13 protein-coding genes are annotated in these 15,418 nt (G+C 70.5%); 4 read left to right on the forward strand and 9 right to left on the reverse strand.

The window, feature by feature from the left end; translation table 11 throughout:
- From ACFVJS_RS06255 to ACFVJS_RS06265, 3 genes are all read right to left on the reverse strand, one after another.
- A partial coding sequence (locus tag ACFVJS_RS06255) for a beta-galactosidase (protein ID WP_378878087.1) occupies positions 1–939 on the reverse strand: 939 nt, incomplete at its 3' end.
- Between the two features lie 5 nt (positions 940–944).
- On the reverse strand, positions 945–1,592 hold the full coding sequence (gene pdxH / locus ACFVJS_RS06260; RefSeq protein ID WP_378878051.1) for a pyridoxamine 5'-phosphate oxidase: 648 nt from the start codon (positions 1,590–1,592) through the stop codon (positions 945–947).
- A gap of 48 nt (positions 1,593–1,640) precedes the next feature.
- Positions 1,641–2,144, reverse strand: coding sequence for a hypothetical protein (locus ACFVJS_RS06265; protein WP_378878052.1), 504 nt, complete (start codon positions 2,142–2,144; stop codon positions 1,641–1,643).
- A 104-nt stretch (positions 2,145–2,248) separates the two neighbouring features.
- Between ACFVJS_RS06265 and ACFVJS_RS06270 the strand changes: the two genes are divergently transcribed.
- Positions 2,249–3,352 (forward strand): citrate synthase 2, encoded by a 1,104-nt coding sequence (locus ACFVJS_RS06270; protein WP_008362820.1) that lies wholly within the window; start codon positions 2,249–2,251, stop codon positions 3,350–3,352.
- A 59-nt stretch (positions 3,353–3,411) separates the two neighbouring features.
- On the opposite strand, the gene ACFVJS_RS06275 is transcribed toward ACFVJS_RS06270, so the two are convergent.
- On the reverse strand, positions 3,412–3,891 hold the full coding sequence (locus ACFVJS_RS06275) for a GNAT family N-acetyltransferase (RefSeq protein WP_378878053.1): 480 nt from the start codon (positions 3,889–3,891) through the stop codon (positions 3,412–3,414).
- 43 nt (positions 3,892–3,934) lie between these two features.
- Between ACFVJS_RS06275 and serC the strand changes: the two genes are divergently transcribed.
- A complete protein-coding gene (gene serC / locus ACFVJS_RS06280; RefSeq protein ID WP_378878054.1) occupies positions 3,935–5,050 on the forward strand; it encodes a phosphoserine transaminase in 1,116 nt (371 codons plus the stop codon).
- A 120-nt stretch (positions 5,051–5,170) separates the two neighbouring features.
- On the opposite strand, the gene ACFVJS_RS06285 is transcribed toward serC, so the two are convergent.
- The 3 genes from ACFVJS_RS06285 to ACFVJS_RS06295 form a co-directional block, all read right to left on the reverse strand.
- Positions 5,171–6,166: a hypothetical protein gene (locus ACFVJS_RS06285; RefSeq protein ID WP_378878055.1), complete on the reverse strand. Its 996-nt coding sequence runs from the start codon at positions 6,164–6,166 to the stop codon at positions 5,171–5,173.
- Positions 6,163–7,389, reverse strand: a complete 1,227-nt coding sequence (locus ACFVJS_RS06290; protein WP_378878056.1) for a class I SAM-dependent methyltransferase — start codon at positions 7,387–7,389, stop codon at positions 6,163–6,165. The genes ACFVJS_RS06285 and ACFVJS_RS06290 overlap by 4 nt, the downstream gene beginning before the upstream one ends.
- A gap of 213 nt (positions 7,390–7,602) precedes the next feature.
- Positions 7,603–10,404 (reverse strand): FAD-binding and (Fe-S)-binding domain-containing protein, encoded by a 2,802-nt coding sequence (locus ACFVJS_RS06295; protein ID WP_378878057.1) that lies wholly within the window; start codon positions 10,402–10,404, stop codon positions 7,603–7,605.
- Between the two features lie 151 nt (positions 10,405–10,555).
- Between ACFVJS_RS06295 and ACFVJS_RS06300 the strand changes: the two genes are divergently transcribed.
- Entirely contained in the window at positions 10,556–11,914 is a 1,359-nt protein-coding gene (locus ACFVJS_RS06300; protein WP_378878058.1) for an MFS transporter, read from the forward strand.
- A gap of 17 nt (positions 11,915–11,931) precedes the next feature.
- The gene (locus tag ACFVJS_RS06305) at positions 11,932–12,891 is read left to right on the forward strand and encodes an ornithine cyclodeaminase family protein (protein WP_378878059.1); all 960 of its coding nucleotides are present in this window, start codon (positions 11,932–11,934) and stop codon (positions 12,889–12,891) included.
- A 300-nt stretch (positions 12,892–13,191) separates the two neighbouring features.
- On the opposite strand, the gene ACFVJS_RS06310 is transcribed toward ACFVJS_RS06305, so the two are convergent.
- Together ACFVJS_RS06310 and ACFVJS_RS06315 are read right to left on the reverse strand one after the other, a co-directional pair.
- A complete protein-coding gene (locus ACFVJS_RS06310; protein ID WP_378878060.1) occupies positions 13,192–14,130 on the reverse strand; it encodes an NUDIX domain-containing protein in 939 nt (312 codons plus the stop codon).
- Positions 14,130–15,377, reverse strand: coding sequence for a geranylgeranyl reductase family protein (locus ACFVJS_RS06315; RefSeq protein WP_378878061.1), 1,248 nt, complete (start codon positions 15,375–15,377; stop codon positions 14,130–14,132). The genes ACFVJS_RS06310 and ACFVJS_RS06315 overlap by 1 nt, the downstream gene beginning before the upstream one ends.
- Between the last annotated feature and the right edge of the window lie 41 nt (positions 15,378–15,418).

Below are 15,418 nucleotides of genomic sequence, written 5' to 3' on the forward strand. Positions count from 1 at the left end.
CGTGGAGTGCTCCATCAGCAGCCACGGCTCGCCGTGGGCCCACGACCGGGTCAGGTCGGCGGTCATCGCGAGCTGCTGCGTGCGGTCCTCGTCCTCGGCGATGAGGTAGTGGTCGTTGGAGACGAGGTCGCCGACGTCGACCCAGCTGCGGTAGTCGAGCGACTTGCGGAAGCCCATGAAGTTGGTGGTCAGGGGCTTGTCGGAACAGGCCCGCACCGTCGCCGCCTCGACCCGGTAGATCTCGCGGATCTCGTCGGAGCAGAACCGCCACCAGTCGAGCTGCTGGCCCGGGTTGGCGAAGTTGCCGTAGGAGACCTGTCGCGGCGGACCGATCTGCTCCCAGCTGGTGTAGCGCTGGCTCCAGAAGGCCGTCGCCCACGCCTCGTTGAGCCTTTCGATCGCGCCGTAGCGATCCTCGAGCCAGCGCCGGAAGGCGGCCGCGCTGGCATCGCAGAAACAGTGGTCGTTGTGGCAGCCGTACTCGTTGTTGACGTGCCACATCACCACCGCCGGATGCTCGTCGTAGCGCTTGACCAGCTCGGTGATCAGGGCCGTGGCGGCGTCGCGGTAGCCGGTCGAGGAGGGGCAGTACGCCTGGCGCGCACCGAACGCGCGTCGGTTGCCGACCTGGTCGACGAGCGTGGCCTCCGGGTGACGCTCGAGGAACCACGGCGGCGGGCTCGCGGTCGCGGTCGCCAGGTCCACGGCGATCCCGCCGGCGTGCAGCTTGTCGAGCACCCGGTCGAGCCAGCCGAAGTCGTACGTCCCGGGCTCGGGCTCCAGCAGGGCCCAGGAGAAGATCCCCACGCTGACCAGGTTGACCCCGGCCTCCTGCATGAGGCGTACGTCCTCGTCCCAGGTCTCCTCCGGCCACTGCTCGGGGTTGTAGTCGGCGCCGTAGGCGATCCGCCCGCCCAGCGCCCGGGTGACCCTCTCCATCCCGGTCACGGAGCCAGCCTCTCGGTGCGCCAGGTATCGGCCTCGCGCCGGTAGACGAGCCGGTCATGCATCCGCCCCGGCCGGCCCTGCCAGAACTCCACGGTCTCCGGCTCGACGCGGTAGCCGCCCCACTCCTCCGGCACCGGGACCGGTCGGCCCTCGAACTCCGCCTCGACCTTCGCGTACGCCGCCTCCAGCTCCTCCCGCCCGGAGACGACCCGGCTCTGGTGGGAGGCGTGAGCGCCGAGCTGGGAGCCGCGCGGACGCTGGGAGAAGTAGGCCTCGACGTCGGCTGCGGAGAGCTCGTGGGCGACGCCGTCGATGCGTACCTGCCGCTCCAGCGGGTGCCACGGGAAGAGCACCGCGCAGCGCGGGTTGTGCGCGAGCTCGGAGCCCTTGCGGGAGGCGGTGTTGGTGAAGAAGGTGAAGCCCTCGGTCGAGAACCTCTTCAGCAGCACCGTCCGCGACGAGGGCGCGCCGTCGGGCGAGACCGTCGAGACCACCATCGCGTTGGGCTCGACGATGCCCGCGTCACGAGCCTCGGCGTACCACCTCTCGAACTGTTCGAACGGGTCTGCCGCGAGGTCGTCCTCGGTCAGGCCGCTGCGGGTGTAGGACTCGCGCGCGGCCGCCAGCTCAGCTGAGAGATCCATGGTCTCAACCTACGACCTCGTGCAGTCCCGGCGTCGGCCCATACGGACTCAGCCCATGAAGCCCTTCACCTGGGTGCCCGACTCGTCGAGCTTGTCGCCCAGCTGCTCCAGCGCCGAGCCGACCTTCGCCAGGAGGTCTGCGATCGTCTCGAGAGAGCCGGAGAGGTCGTCGAGCGCCGAGCCGGCACCGCCGATCTCCTTAGCAGCGCTGGCGATCGACTTGGCCGGACCGTCGGCCATCGGCACCCGACCGAGCCCCTCGGCGACGTCGGCGAGCCGCTCGACGCCCTTGGAGATCGCCGTCGAGATGCCACCCAGCGAGGTGGCGACGTCGCCCAGTGCGTCCTTGACGCCACCGGTGCCGTCCCCGACGAGCACGGCGCCGGCCTCGCGGGCGCGCCCGCCGGCCGCCTCGAGTCCCTCGCCGAAGGAGTCGAACAGCTGGGGCAGCCGCTCGAGCGCCGCCAGCACGTCCTTGTTCTCGGTGATCAGCTTGATCACCTTGTCGATGTCCTTGGTGTCGAGACCACCGACGAGCTTCCCCAGGTCCATGGTGGCGACACTAGCGCCGGAACCCCTACCACGACCTCGCCCCACGCCCGGGTCGAAGCCAGGATGCGGCACAATGCCCATGACAACAGAGAACGGAGAAGGCAGTGAGCCAGGTACAGCACGGTCTCGAGGGCGTTGTGGCCTTCGAGACCGAGATCGCGGAGCCCGACAAAGAGGGTTCGGCCCTTCGCTACCGCGGGGTCGACATCGAGGACATCGTCGGGCGAGTCCCGTTCGAGAACGTCTGGGGTCTGCTGATCGACGGCTCGTACGGACCCGGCCTTCCGCCCGCCGAGGCCTACAACCTGCCGGTGCACACCGGCGACGTACGCGTCGACGTCCAGGCCGCCATCCCGATGCTCGCGCCCGCCTTCGGGTTCGGGCAGACCTACGACATCTCCGACGAGCAGGCCCGTGAGGACCTCGCCCGCGTGGCCGTCATGGTCCTGTCGTACGCCGGCCAGTCGGCACGCTCGATCCATCTGCCGGTGGTGCCGCAGCGCGAGGTCGACAAGGGCAAGACCCTGGCCGAGAAGTTCCTGATCCGCTGGCGCGGCGAGGCCGACCCCGCCCACGCCCACGCCATCGACGCCTACTGGTCCTCGGCGGCCGAGCACGGCATGAACGCCTCCACCTTCACCGCCCGCGTGATCACCTCCACCGGCGCCGACGTGGCCGCCGCCTTCTCCGGCGCGATCGGCGCGATGAGCGGCCCGCTGCACGGTGGCGCGCCGAGCCGCGTGCTGGGGATGATCGAGGACGTCGAGAAGTCCGGCGACGCGGCCTCCTACGTGAAGGGGCTCCTCGACTCGGGCGAGCGGCTGATGGGCTTCGGTCACCGCGTCTACCGTGCCGAGGACCCCCGTGCGCGCGTGCTGCGCCGCACCGCCCGCGAGCTGAACGCGCCCCGCTACGAGGTGGCCGAGGCGCTGGAGAAGGCGGCTCTGGAAGAGCTCCGCGCTCGCCGCCCCGACCGGGTCCTGGAGACCAACGTCGAGTTCTGGGCCGCCATCGTCCTCGACTTCGCCGAGATCCCGGCCAACATGTTCACCTCGATGTTCACCTGCGCTCGCACGGGTGGCTGGTCCGCCCACATCCTGGAGCAGAAGAAGACCGGCCGGCTGATCCGGCCCTCGGCCATCTACACCGGCCCGGCCCCTCGCCCCGCCGACGCGGTCGAGGGCTGGAACCCCGACTGGGCGAAGTAGCCGCCCGCTGACCCGAGGAACCGACCGGCTTCTGCCGGCCGGTTCCTGCGTTGTCGGGGTCAGCCGTGGAGGCGCTTGGCCATGCAGACCACGAGGTCGTCGTCCTTGTAGTAGCCGAACGGCTCGACGTCGACGTAGCCGTTGGCGGCATAGAGCCCGATGGCCTCGTGCTGGAGGCCGCCCGTGGTGAGGACCATCGCCTCGAAGCCGGCCTCGCGGGCCGAAGCCTCGACGTGGGCGAGCATGCGTTTGGCGAGCCCCTGGCCCTGGGCCTCGGGGACGACGTACATCCGTTTGATCTCGGCGGTCACCACGGTCCCGAGCGCGGGCTCGCCGGAGCGGCGCCAGGCGCCGGAGGCCACCGGGACGTCGTCGAGATAGGCGAGGAAGTAGGCGCCCGCGAGACCCTCGAACATCTCCGGCAGGGTCGGGTCGTGGTCGGGCTCGCCGTAGCGTTCGACGTAGAACTCCTGGACCCGGTCGACCAGCTTCTGTGCGTCCGGGTGGTCGTAGGCGACCCGGCGAATCTCAACAGACACGTCGGTATTCTGGCCGACGCCGGCGTCTTGCGAGAATGGGTTTATGACGCTGCAGATCCCCGCCGACCTCCTGCCCGCCGACGGACGTTTCGGGTCCGGGCCGTCCAAGCTGCCCGCCGGGCGCCTGGAGGCGCTCGCCGCGACCGGGGTCTCGGTGATGGGCACCTCCCACCGGCAGCAGCCGGTGAAGGATCTCGTACGTCGCGTCCAGACCGGCCTCGCCGACCTGTTCTCGCTGCCGGAGGGCTACGAGGTCGTCCTGGGCAACGGCGGCTCGGTGGCGTTCTTCGACCTGGCGACGTACGCCCTGGTGCGCGAGCGCAGTCAGCACGCCGTCTTCGGGGCGTTCGGCAAGAAGTTCGTCTCCGCGGCCGCGGCGGCGCCGTGGCTGGACGACCCGTCGGTGATCTCGGCCGAGCCCGGTGGCCTGGCGGTGCCGTCGCACGAGGACGGTGTCGATGTTTACGCCTGGACACATAACGAGACCTCGACGGGTGTGATGGCTCCGGTCGTGCGCCCCACCGGGTCCGGTGCCGACCAGCTCACCATCGTCGACGCGACCTCGGCCGCCGGTGGGCTGCCGCTCGACGTGACCCAGAGCGACGTCTACTACTTCGCGCCGCAGAAGTCGTTCGCCTCCGACGGCGGGCTGTGGCTGGCGCTGCTCTCCCCCGCCGCGATCGCGCGGGCCGAGGAGATCGCGGCGAGCGGTCGGCACATCCCGTCGTTCTTCTCGCTGACCGAGGCGATCAAGCAGTCCCGCAGCGCGCAGACCGTCAACACCCCGGCGATCGCGACGCTCTTCCTGATGGCCGAGCAGCTCGACTGGATGAACTCCTCCGGCGGTCTCGACGCGATGGTCGCCCGCACCACCGCCTCCTCCGACGCGCTCTACGCGTGGGCCGAAAAGGCGCCGTACGTCCGGCCCTTCGTCGAGGATCCCGCCCACCGCTCCCTGGTCGTCGGCACCGTCGAGCTCGACGCCGGCATCGACAAGGACGAGCTGCGCCGCATCCTCGCCGAGAACGGCGTCGTCGACCTCGACGCCTACCGCGGCGTCGGCACCAACCAGCTCCGGATCGCGATGTACCCCTCCGTCGACGCCGCCGACATCGAGGCCCTCACCGCCTGCATCGACTGGGTCGTCGACCGCCTCTGACCCGCGACTCGGCGCAACTGTCCCAAGAACTGTGCCCGAGTCGGCGCAACTGTCCCGATGCCGTTGAGACAGACGCGCCGACTCGGCGCTCCTGAGCGGGACAAACGCGCCGACTCGGCGTCAGGATCTCTTGCGGAAGATGAAGTACGCAGCGACGGCGAGCGCCACGAGCGCGACCGGCCCCAGCGAGCCGCCGGGGTTCGAGCCGCCGGGGTTCGAGTCGCCGTCCTTGCCGCTGTCCTTGTTCTCGGCTTCGTCGCCACCCGCCGGCTCGGTCTCGTCGGACGGGGTCGGATCAGCGGTCGGAGACCGCTCGTCGCCGAGCACGTCGCTCACCAGGTCGGAGTCGACGCGGATCACCTCGGCTCGGATGCCCTCACTGGTCACGACGACCTCGCCCTTGGCGGTGACGCCGATGGCCTCGCCCTGCTCCTGATCGGGGGTACGGAACGAGCCGACTCGGTCCATCGAGGGCCAGTCGTAGATCGTGGCGGAGTAGTAGCCGCGTACGACCAGGTGCTTGCCGTCCGGGAAGAAGGCACCGTCGGTGGCCATCGGGATCACGGGCGCGACCTCCTTCAGCCGGTTGGGGCGGTCCGGGTCGAGGCGCTCGGGCACGGCGTAGAGCCGCCCGCCGCCCCAGTCCTTCGTGGCGACGAAGACCCGCCCGTCGGGGTGGGCGAGCAGGGACTCGGCGTTGTGCGCGCCGTCGGGGTAGACGAGCTCGTAGACGGTCGGCGAGACCGTGCGCTCACCTCGCCCGACCCGCACCTTCGCGATCCTGATCGAGTCCCAGACGCTGTTGTTGTCGCCGATGTCGCCGACCCAGACGTGGTTGCCGCCAGCGGGGGCGAGCCCTTCGACGTCGACGGGGTCGGCGGCCCAGTGGGTCACGCCGACGGTGTCGCCGCAGGAGTCGACGGTGAAGACACGGCCGCTGTCGCCGGAGTCGTTGGTCGTGGCGTACAGACCCTTGCCGAGCGGGGTCAGCGCGCTCGCCTCGCTGATCGTCGGGTCGGAGAACGCGAAGAGCACGTCGTCGCCGGCGGCGTGCGCGGGAACAGACGTGATCAGCATCAGTCCGAGCGCGCCCGCGGCGGCGACGACCGCCTTCATCGGTCGGCGAGCAGCTCGCCGAGCTTCGGACGTACGCCCCACTCGGCCACGAGCTCGTCGTACTCCTTCTTCACCGAGCCACCCTTGACCGGCGAGCCGGTGCGGATCGCGCGGAGCATCGTGTTGCGCGGGGTGTGCTGGCTCTCCACGAACTGCACCACCTCGACGCGATAGCCGGCCAGGCGCAGCAGGCTCGCGCGCAGGGCGTCGGTCAGGGTGTCGGCGAAGCGCTCCCGGAGGATGCCGTGACGGGTGAGCATGGAGTAGGGGGCCGGGGTCGGGGCCTTGCGGAGCTGGGCGGCGATGTCGTGGTGGCAGCACGGTGCGGCCAGCACCAGCGGCGCCTCCCACTCGACCGCGCGGGCGAGGGCGTCGTCGGTGGCGGTGTCGCACGCGTGCAGGGCGAGCACCACGTCGGGCTTCTCGGCGAGCTGCACACCGTCGATCGTCCCGGCGACGAACTCGGCCTTGCTGTATCCGAATTCCTTGGCGAGCTCGGCGGCGATCTTCGAGTTGTGCTCCCGTGACTGCTCCTTGACGTCGACGCCGGTGACGACGACGGGCAGCTCGCGGACCTCGGTGAGGTAGCGCTGGGCGGCGAAGGTCAGGTAGCCGTTGCCGGCACCCAGGTCGATGATCCGCAGCGGCTCCTCGGCGGTCGGCCGGCGGACCTTCCCGGACTTCATCGCGTCGGTCAGGGCCGCGTCGAGCTGGCGCAGGAACTCCTCGACCTGGCGGTACTTCGCCTGGCGCGACGGCTTCAGCTTGCCATCCTTGTCGGAGAGACCGAGCACCCGGAAAACCGGGTCGGACTCCGGCAGCAGCCGCTCCTTCGCCTGGTCGTGGCCACGTCCGACCTCGACCGGCGCAGCCAGCTCCGTGGTCGACACGAGCGCGGTCGTCGGTGTCTTCGCCTGGATCTGGGTCTGCTCGGTAGCGGTCGTGACGTTCCAGTTGGCGAACGGTTCATCGAGAAGATCGTCCAAAGATGAACTATCTCCTACGGGATGATTCGCGGTGAACGCCTGGGTCGCGTCGTACGTCGTGATCTGCAGGTGTCGACCGGCCTTGAGGTCGACATAGCGGAGCTCTGCGCGACGCCACTTCGGCGTGGTGCCACGCTGCTTGCCGGACGCGACCGCCTTGACGAGCTGGTCGGGATCGAGGATCACCGAACGCATCCGGTTCAGCGCTCGCAGCAGCGGTTCGGACTCCCTGCTCAATTCAGCACCCCGGCAATGACAACCACCAGCAGTAGGGCGACCAGCGCGCCGGGAATGATCATTCGGCGGTAACGCGGGTTCACCGCTTCAGTCTAGGCGCGGGCCGGTCACTGACGCCCATCCCCGACCGCAGCCGCCCGTGTAACACGTCGTTCGTAGAACTATCCGGTCGTTCCCATAGGGCGAGTAGTCCTACGAACAGCGTGTTACACCTCAGACCCGCGACGCGAACAGCTCCGCGAGATGCATGGTCGGCACCGAGGCGAGGTCATCGAGCTGGACCCGGCACGACATCCCGTCGGCCAGGACGACGGCGTCAGGGTGGGACCGGACCGCAGGCAGCAGATGGGTCTCCGCGACCGCCACCGACACCTCGTAGTGTCCTTCCTCGACCCCGAAGTTGCCGGCCAGACCGCAGCACCCGGAGACCTTGGTGACGGTCGCACCAGCCTGCTTCAGCAGCGCCTCGTCGGCCGCCCACCCGAGCACGGCGTGCTGGTGGCAGTGCGGCTGCGCGACGACCTCGACGCCGCTCAGGTCGGGCAGGTTCACGCGTCCCTCACCGACCAGGCGGGTCACCAGCTCGGCGAAGGTGAGCATGCCGTCACGTACGACCTCGGCCTCGGGCAGCGCCGACAGCTCGACCGAGTCCGACCGCAGCGTCGCGGTGCACGACGGCTCCAGCCCGACGACGGGTACGCCGGAGGAGACATAGGGGGCCAGCGTACGAACCGTCTTCTCCATGATCGCGCGCGCGTCGTCGAGCTGGCCGGTGGTGATCCAGGTGAGCCCGCAGCACGCCTTCTCCCCGATCACACGGACGGTCAGGCCCTGCGACTCGAGCCAGCGGATCGCACCGTGCCCGGACTGCGCGAAGAAGTGATCGGTGAAGGAGTCGGCCCAGATCCAGACATCCGGCGCATCGGTGCCGAGCCGGGCGACCGGCGCCGACCGCTTCAGCGTCTTCGGCGCGAACGCCGGGATCGAACGTCGCTGGTCGATGCCGGCGGTCTTCTTGGCGATCTTCGCCAACGGCGCGACCTTCAGCGAGGCGTTGGCCATCTTGGTGAAGGGCGCCGCGAGCCGGGCCCACTTCGGCAGCTGTCCGAGAAGGGCGTGCGAGCGTGGCCGCCGCTCCCCGAGGACGTCGTGCTTCTGGTAGAGCGCCTCCGACTTGTACGTCGCCATGTCGATGCCCGTGGGGCAGTCGGACGCACACCCCTTGCAGGCCAGGCACAGGTCGAGCGCCTCGCTCACCGCAGGGTCGCCGAGCCCGTCGACGAGGGATCCGTCCAGCGCCTCCTGCAACACCCGCGCGCGCCCACGGGTCGCGTCCTTCTCCTCACGGGTTGCGAGATAGGAGGGGCACATCACGCCGATGGTCTTCGGGGCGACGCACTTGCCGACACCGGTGCAGCGGTGCACGGCCGCGCCCAGGTCACCGGAGTCATGGATGAGCCGTAGCCCGGTCCGAGGCAGGGCCCGGGGCCGCACCGGACGTAGGTCGTCGGTGATCGATGCCGGCCGCACGATGTTGCCGGGGTTGAGCAGGTCGGACGGGTCACAGATGCCCTTGACCTGCTCGAAGAGATCGATCGAGGTCTTGTCGTACATCAGCGGCAGCAGCTCCGAGCGCACCCGGCCGTCGCCGTGCTCGCCCGACAGCGAGCCGCCGTAGGTGACCAGCCGGGTGGCGCACGCGGTCATGAACTCCCGGAACACCTGCGCCGACTCCGGGGAGTCCGGCGCGAAGGGGAAGTCGATGCGGCAGTGGATGCAGCCGTCGCCGAAGTGGCCGTAGGGATAGCCGTGCAGACCGAAGTCGGCCAGGATCCCCTCGAAGTCGCGCAGCCACGCACCGAGATGCTCCGGCGGGACCGCCGCGTCCTCCCAGCCGGAGTGGGCCGGCGTCGGCAGCGAGACCCCGGCCAGTCCGGCGCCGTCCTCGCGGATCCGCCACAGCGCGGCCGCCTCGATGGGATCGACGACCACCCGTGACTCGAGCGCCCCCGACTCGGCAGCGAGGCGTTTCACCAGGTCAGGAGCATCCTGGCCGGCAACCTCGACCATGAGCCAGCCGGCGCCCTTGGGCAGGTCGGGCACCGCGCGGCCCTTGGCGCGCACCAGGTCGGCGATCCGGGCGTCCATCCCCTCGCACGCGATCAGCCGCCCCGGCGCCACCTGCAGCAGCGCGGGTACCGCGTCGGCCGCCTCCGCCATCGTCGGGTAGCCGAGCACGAGCAGCAGCCGACCGGGCGAGTCCTCGACGAGCCGTACGGTCGTCTCCAGGACGGTCGCGAGGGTGCCCTCGGAGCCGGCCAGGAACCGGTCGACCCGGCCGCCCTTCTCCGGCAGCAGGTGCTCGAGGGAGTAGCCCGAGACCTGGCGCCCGAACCGACCGAACTCGGTGCGCACGTGTCCCAGGTTGGCACCGACGAGCGCCTGGAGCCGCTCGGCGGTCTCCCCGGAGGAGACGCCGTCGGCGTAGACCGCCTGCTCGCCGTTGCCGAAGAGCACGGTGAGCGACTCGATGTTGTCGACGGTGCGGCCATAGCCCAGCGCTCGGTTGCCGCAGGCGTTGTTGCCGATCATCCCGCCGACGGTGCAGCGGGTGTGGGTGGACGGGTCCGGCCCGAAGCGCAGCCCGTGGGGAGCGGCCGCCCGCTGGAGGTCGGCGTGGACGACGCCCGGGTCGATCCGAGCCGTGCGCGCCTCCGGGTCGATCTCGTAGATCGTCCTCAGGTCCCGCGTGTCCACGACGATCCCGGTCCCGACGGCGTTGCCGGCGATCGAGGTGCCCGCACCCCGCATCGTCACCGGAGCCCCGGTCGAGCGTGACACCGCGTGCACCGCGAGCAGCTCGTCGCGGGACTGCGGCCGCACGACGACGGAGGGCACGACCCGGTAGAGGCTCGCGTCGCTGGAGTAGAGCGCCCGGGCCAGCGGCGAGTCGTCGACCCGGCTGATCCCCTGGTTGCGCAGCTCATTCGCCAGATCCGAGGCAGTCGCATTCACCCGCTCATTGTCACAGACCCCGGCGCCATCACCGGCCAGCGCCCACCGTCGGCGACCACAACCCGAACCCGTCTCAGTGAGCGATACTCGACTCTCATATGATGGGACGGCCCGCGAGCGGCGGGCACATCCAGACCTCGGAGAGAGACCCATGTCCGCCACCCCCGCACCGGCCAACCCGCGCTCCCGCGTGCTCGTCGCAAGTCTCGTCGGCACGACGATCGAGTTCTACGACTTCTACGCGTACGCGACCGCAGCTGTCCTCGTCTTCCCCGCCCTCTTCTTCCCGGCCGACGACCCGACCACCGCGCTCCTGGCGAGCTTCGCGGTCTTCGGGGCCGCGATGGTCGCCCGCCCGGTGGGCGCGATCTTCTTCGGTCACCTCGGTGACCGCCTCGGCCGCAAGACGACCCTGGTGATCTCGCTGCTCACCATGGGCATCGCGACCTTCCTGATCGGTGCGCTCCCGACGTACGAGACCGTCGGCTGGGTCGCCACCGCACTGCTCGTGCTGATGCGCCTGGCCCAGGGCTTCGCGCTCGGCGGCGAGTGGAGCGGCGCGGCCCTGGTCGCGACCGAGAACGCGCCGGAGGGCAAGCGCGCCATCTTCGGTACGTTCCCGCAGCTCGGCGCGCCGCTGGGCTTCATCCTCTCCAACGGCCTGTTCCTGACCATCGCGGCGCTGCTCTCCGCGGAGGGCGCCGACCCGACCAAGCCCTCCGACGCTTTCCTGGCGTGGGGCTGGCGGGTGCCGTTCCTCTTCTCCGCGGTCATGGTGATCGTCGGTCTGTGGGTCCGACTGCGCCTGGTCGAGAGCGACGTGTTCACCAAGAGCCAGGACGCCGGCCTGGTCCGCAAGGTCCCGCTGGCCTCGGTCGTGCGCAACCAGGGCAAGCAGCTGGTCCTCGGCACCTTCTTCATGCTGGCGACCTACGTCCTCTTCTACCTGATGACCGCCTTCTCGCTGTCGTTCGGCACCGCCGCCAAGGACCTCCCCGTGCCCGGCCTGGGCTACGGCTACACGACCTTCGTGCTGATGCTGATCTTCGGCGTGGTCTTCTTCGGCATCTTCACGATGGTCTCCGGGCCGCTGGCCGAGCGCTTCGGCCGCCGCCGGCTGCTGATCGCGGTCACTCTCGGGATCATCGTCTTCGGCCTGGCCTGGGTCCCGCTGGTCGAGGCCGGGACGCCGGGCGTGCTCCTCTGGCTCGTCCTCGGCTTCTCCCTGATGGGCCTCACCTTCGGCCCGATGGGCGCGCTGCTGCCCGAGCTGTTCCCGACCAGTGTCCGCTACACCGGATCCGGCGTCTCCTACAACGTCGCCTCCATCCTCGGTGCCGCGGTCGCACCGTTCATCGCGGTCGCGCTGTGGAAGGAGGCCGACGGCTCGCCCGTCCTGGTCGGCGTCTACCTGTCCGTGATGGCGGTGATCACGCTGATCTCGCTGCTCATCGGCAAGGAGACCAAGGACATCGCGCTCGAGGAGACCCCGGAGAAGGCCACCGTCTGACGGTCTACGGTGGCGGGGTGAGTGTCAGGATCCTCTCCGCCACCGACGTACGCAGCATCTTCACGCCACAGCTCGCGCTGGAGTCCCAGCGTGAGGCGTTCACCCGACTGGGAGCCGGGGAGGCCGTCCAGCCTCCCCGGCTCCTCGTCACCGGGCCGGAGTCATCGGTCTCGTTCTGCTACTCCTCCCGGATCTCTCCCGACGCCCCCGCGGTGAGCAAGTTCGGCAGCGTCAACCCGGCCAACGCCGACCGCGGCCTGGGTGCCGTCCACTCGGTCATCACGGTCCTCGATGCCGAGACCGGTGTCCCACGGGCGATCATCAACGGCGACAGCGTCACCGGCCTGCGCACCTCCGCCGCAACCACCCTCGCCATGCAGCAGCTCGCGCCCTGCGCCGCGACCGTTCTCGTCGTCGGCACCGGCGCCCAGGCCCGCGCCCACCTCGACGCCTTCACGGTGACGCACCCCGACGCCGAGCTGCGGATCTTCGGCCGGAACCCGTTAGCCGCCGCCGAGGTCGCTGGGTCGCACGGTGCCGTGGCGGAGGAGGACCTCGAGCATTCCGTACGCAGCGCCGACATCATCGTCCTCTGCACCTCGTCCCTCACCCCGGTGATCGAGGACGCCTGGGTCACCAACGGCACCATCGTTGCCAGCGTCGGCTCTTTCGCCCCCGACCGCGTCGAGCTACCGCCGACTCTGCTGGCCCGCTCCACGGTCGTCGTCGACTACCGCGCGTCGGCGCTCACCGACTCCGGCCCGGTCGTCGAAGCAGTCGGTTCCGGGGCGGTCGACCCCGATCGGATCGCCGACCTCGGTGCTCTCCTGACCGGCGCTGCCAGCCTCGACCGCGGTGCCGCCGACGTCGTCACCTACTTCTCCGTAAGCGTCGGCGTCCAGGATGCCGCCGCGGCGGCGGTGATCCTGGCCGCGGCCGAGGAGAACGGCGTCGGCGCCCAAGCCGAGCTGGGCTAGGAGGGATACCGCGAGCTCGAGGGGACGGGCCGGGCCCCTGACCCCAGAGCGAACGACCTTTCCTTTCCCGCGGGAGCGTGAACGAATCTTCCTCCACCCCTGACCCGTGAACGAACTTTCATCCACCCCCAGACCCGTGAACGAACTTTCACCCACCCCCAGACCCGTGAACGAACTTTCGTTCACCGCCGGGACCGATCTACCCGCCCGAGATACACCTCGGCCGAACCGGGCCGAGTTGCGACGTGACCGCCGCTCACCCGCATGCGTTTCCGGCGCCGTACGCCGCGGCCGCAACGACTAGGAGGCTGCCTTCTTCTCGGCCTCGAGAGCCGCGGTGACCACGTCGAGGAGCGGCAGGCTCCCCAGCTCGTCGCGGGTCACCCAACGCACGTCGTCGGTGGTGCCGCCCTCCTCGACCACCCGCGGCTCAGCACCGTCGGCGACGGTCGCAGCGAAGATGAGGTGGACGCCGTGGAACTCCTCGTGACGGCCGCTGGGGGCGGTGCCGGTGATGTTCACGTCGTGCACGTCGAGCAGGACACCGACCTCGCAGGCGAGGCCACACTCCTCGGCCACCTCGCGCACCAGCGCCTCGCGCGGCTGCTCGCCGAAGTCGACCCCGCCACCGGGCAGCGTCCACGAGCCGGAGTGGTAGCCGAGCGGCGAGATCCGGGTGAGCAGGATCGCGTCGTCGGAGGGGCGGGTGACGAACGCGTACGCCGCCAGCCGCTGCATCCGCGCCGGCTTGTGCACCTCGAGGGCATCGGTGACCAGCGGAGACGTCGGGATCTCGCCGCTCACCACCGCGGCCAGCGGGAGCCAGGCCGCCTCGGCAGTGGACCCGTCGACCTCCATCGTCTGCGGCTCCGGGGCGTCATGCGGCACCCAGCCGTCGTAGACGATCCGGATCGCGTGGGAGTTGACCCGCCGGCCCAGCCGCCAGGCCTTGGCTTGGTGGACGGAGTAGACCCGCGCCTCGACGCCGACCTCGACCGGCACCCCGGCCTCCTCGTAGACCTCGCGCACGACCGCGTCGCGCGGGTCCTCGCCGTGGTCGATCCCGCCACCGGGCAGCGTCCAGCGCTCCTCCGGCGTGACCTTCTCCGAGAGCCGGCTGAGCAGGATCTCCGGCTCGGCCGCCGCGCCTGCCCGGATGATGACGGCGTACGCCCCCACCCGCTGCACCTTCGGAAGCTTGCGTCGCCGCCCACCGCGGCCCCGATTCCGCGTCGCCATCAGCTGAACGGAGGTCGAGAGTCGAGAGCCAGCGAGCGGCGACCTGCCCAACGCCACACCTTCGCGGCACGGTCACGGTCCTCGTCGGTGACCAGGTTGCCCATCCATCGCAGGGCAAGCGTCATCAGCCAGTCGGAGCGCATTCCGGCAGGTCCGAGCGTCGACACCAGGCGCGGGCGGGTCGCGATGCCGGCCAGGCGGCGGGCGATGGAGAACGCCTCGCCGTAGTGCTCGCGCAGGGTCGCCGGCCAAGCGGTGGCCAGGTCCTCGCCCGCGACGATGGCGTCGGCGACCATCCGCCCGGTCTCCAGGCCGTAGTCGATCCCCTCGCCGTTGAGCGGGTTCACACAGCCGGCCGCGTCGCCGATCAGTGCCCAGTTGGCGCCGGCGACGCCGGAGACCGCGCCGCCCATCGGCAGGAGGGCCGACTTCTCCGCCCGCAGCTCGCCCTTCAGCCCGAAGCCGTCGCGGCACTGCTCGGTGTAGTGCCGCATCAGCGGCTTGATCGCACTCCCCTTCATCCCTTTGGCCGCCGGCCGCTTCGAGGTGGCCAGCGCACCGGCGCCGATGTTCACCTCGCCCGAACCGAGCGGGAAGATCCAGCCGTATCCGGGCAGCGCCTCACCGGACTCGTCGCGCAGCTCCAGGTGCGAGGAGATCCACTCGTCGTCGGCCTGGTCGGAGGCGATGTAAGCCCGCCCGGCGACGCCGTAGACGGTGTCGCGGTGCCACTCGCGCCCCAGCACCTTGCCCAGCGGCGAGCGCACGCCGTCGGCCACGACGACCGACCGGCAGGCCACCTCGTGACCGCCCTCGAAGATCACCGCAGCAATCCGGCCACCGTCCCACCGCACGTCGACCGCGCGCACGCCGTCGACGGCGGTCGCGCCGGACTTGATCGCCACGGTGCGCAGGTGGTCGTCGAGCTCGGTGCGCGGCACCGCCGAGCCCCACGACGGCAGCGTGCCACCGGGCCACGGCAGGTGCAGCGTCTGCCCGAACCCGTGCGCGCGCAGTCCCTTCGAGACCGGGTGGGCGCGCAGCCAGTCCTCGAGCCCGAGCCGGACCAGCTCGTGGGTGGCGCGCGGGGTCAGCCCGTCGCCGCAGGTCTTGTCACGCGGGAAGACGGCGGCGTCGGTCAGCAGGACGTCGACCCCGGCGCGCGCCAGCCAGGCCGCCGCGGCCGAGCCCGCAGGCCCTGCCCCCACGACGAGCACGTCAGCTGACTGCGGAAGGGACGAGGTCATGCGCATATCTTCCCAGACCCGCCACGCGCCCGGTCAGAGAA

The sequence above is a fragment of the Nocardioides sp. NPDC057772 genome (assembly GCF_042798075.1).
Taxonomy (GTDB): Bacteria; Actinomycetota; Actinomycetes; order Propionibacteriales; family Nocardioidaceae; genus Nocardioides.

Bases quoted from the DNA above. Each gene is read 5' to 3' on its own strand.
- pdxH (WP_378878051.1), bottom strand. From the start codon at position 1,592: ATGGATCTCTCAGCTGAGCTGGCGGCCGCGCGCGAGTCCTACACCCGC.
- ACFVJS_RS06265 (WP_378878052.1), bottom strand. From the start codon at position 2,144: ATGGACCTGGGGAAGCTCGTCGGTGGTCTCGACACCAAGGACATCGAC.
- serC (WP_378878054.1), top strand. From the start codon at position 3,935: ATGACGCTGCAGATCCCCGCCGACCTCCTGCCCGCCGACGGACGTTTC.
- ACFVJS_RS06285 (WP_378878055.1), bottom strand. From the start codon at position 6,166: ATGAAGGCGGTCGTCGCCGCCGCGGGCGCGCTCGGACTGATGCTGATC.
- ACFVJS_RS06300 (WP_378878058.1), top strand. From the start codon at position 10,556: ATGTCCGCCACCCCCGCACCGGCCAACCCGCGCTCCCGCGTGCTCGTC.
- ACFVJS_RS06310 (WP_378878060.1), bottom strand. From the start codon at position 14,130: ATGGCGACGCGGAATCGGGGCCGCGGTGGGCGGCGACGCAAGCTTCCG.
- ACFVJS_RS06315 (WP_378878061.1), bottom strand. From the start codon at position 15,377: ATGACCTCGTCCCTTCCGCAGTCAGCTGACGTGCTCGTCGTGGGGGCA.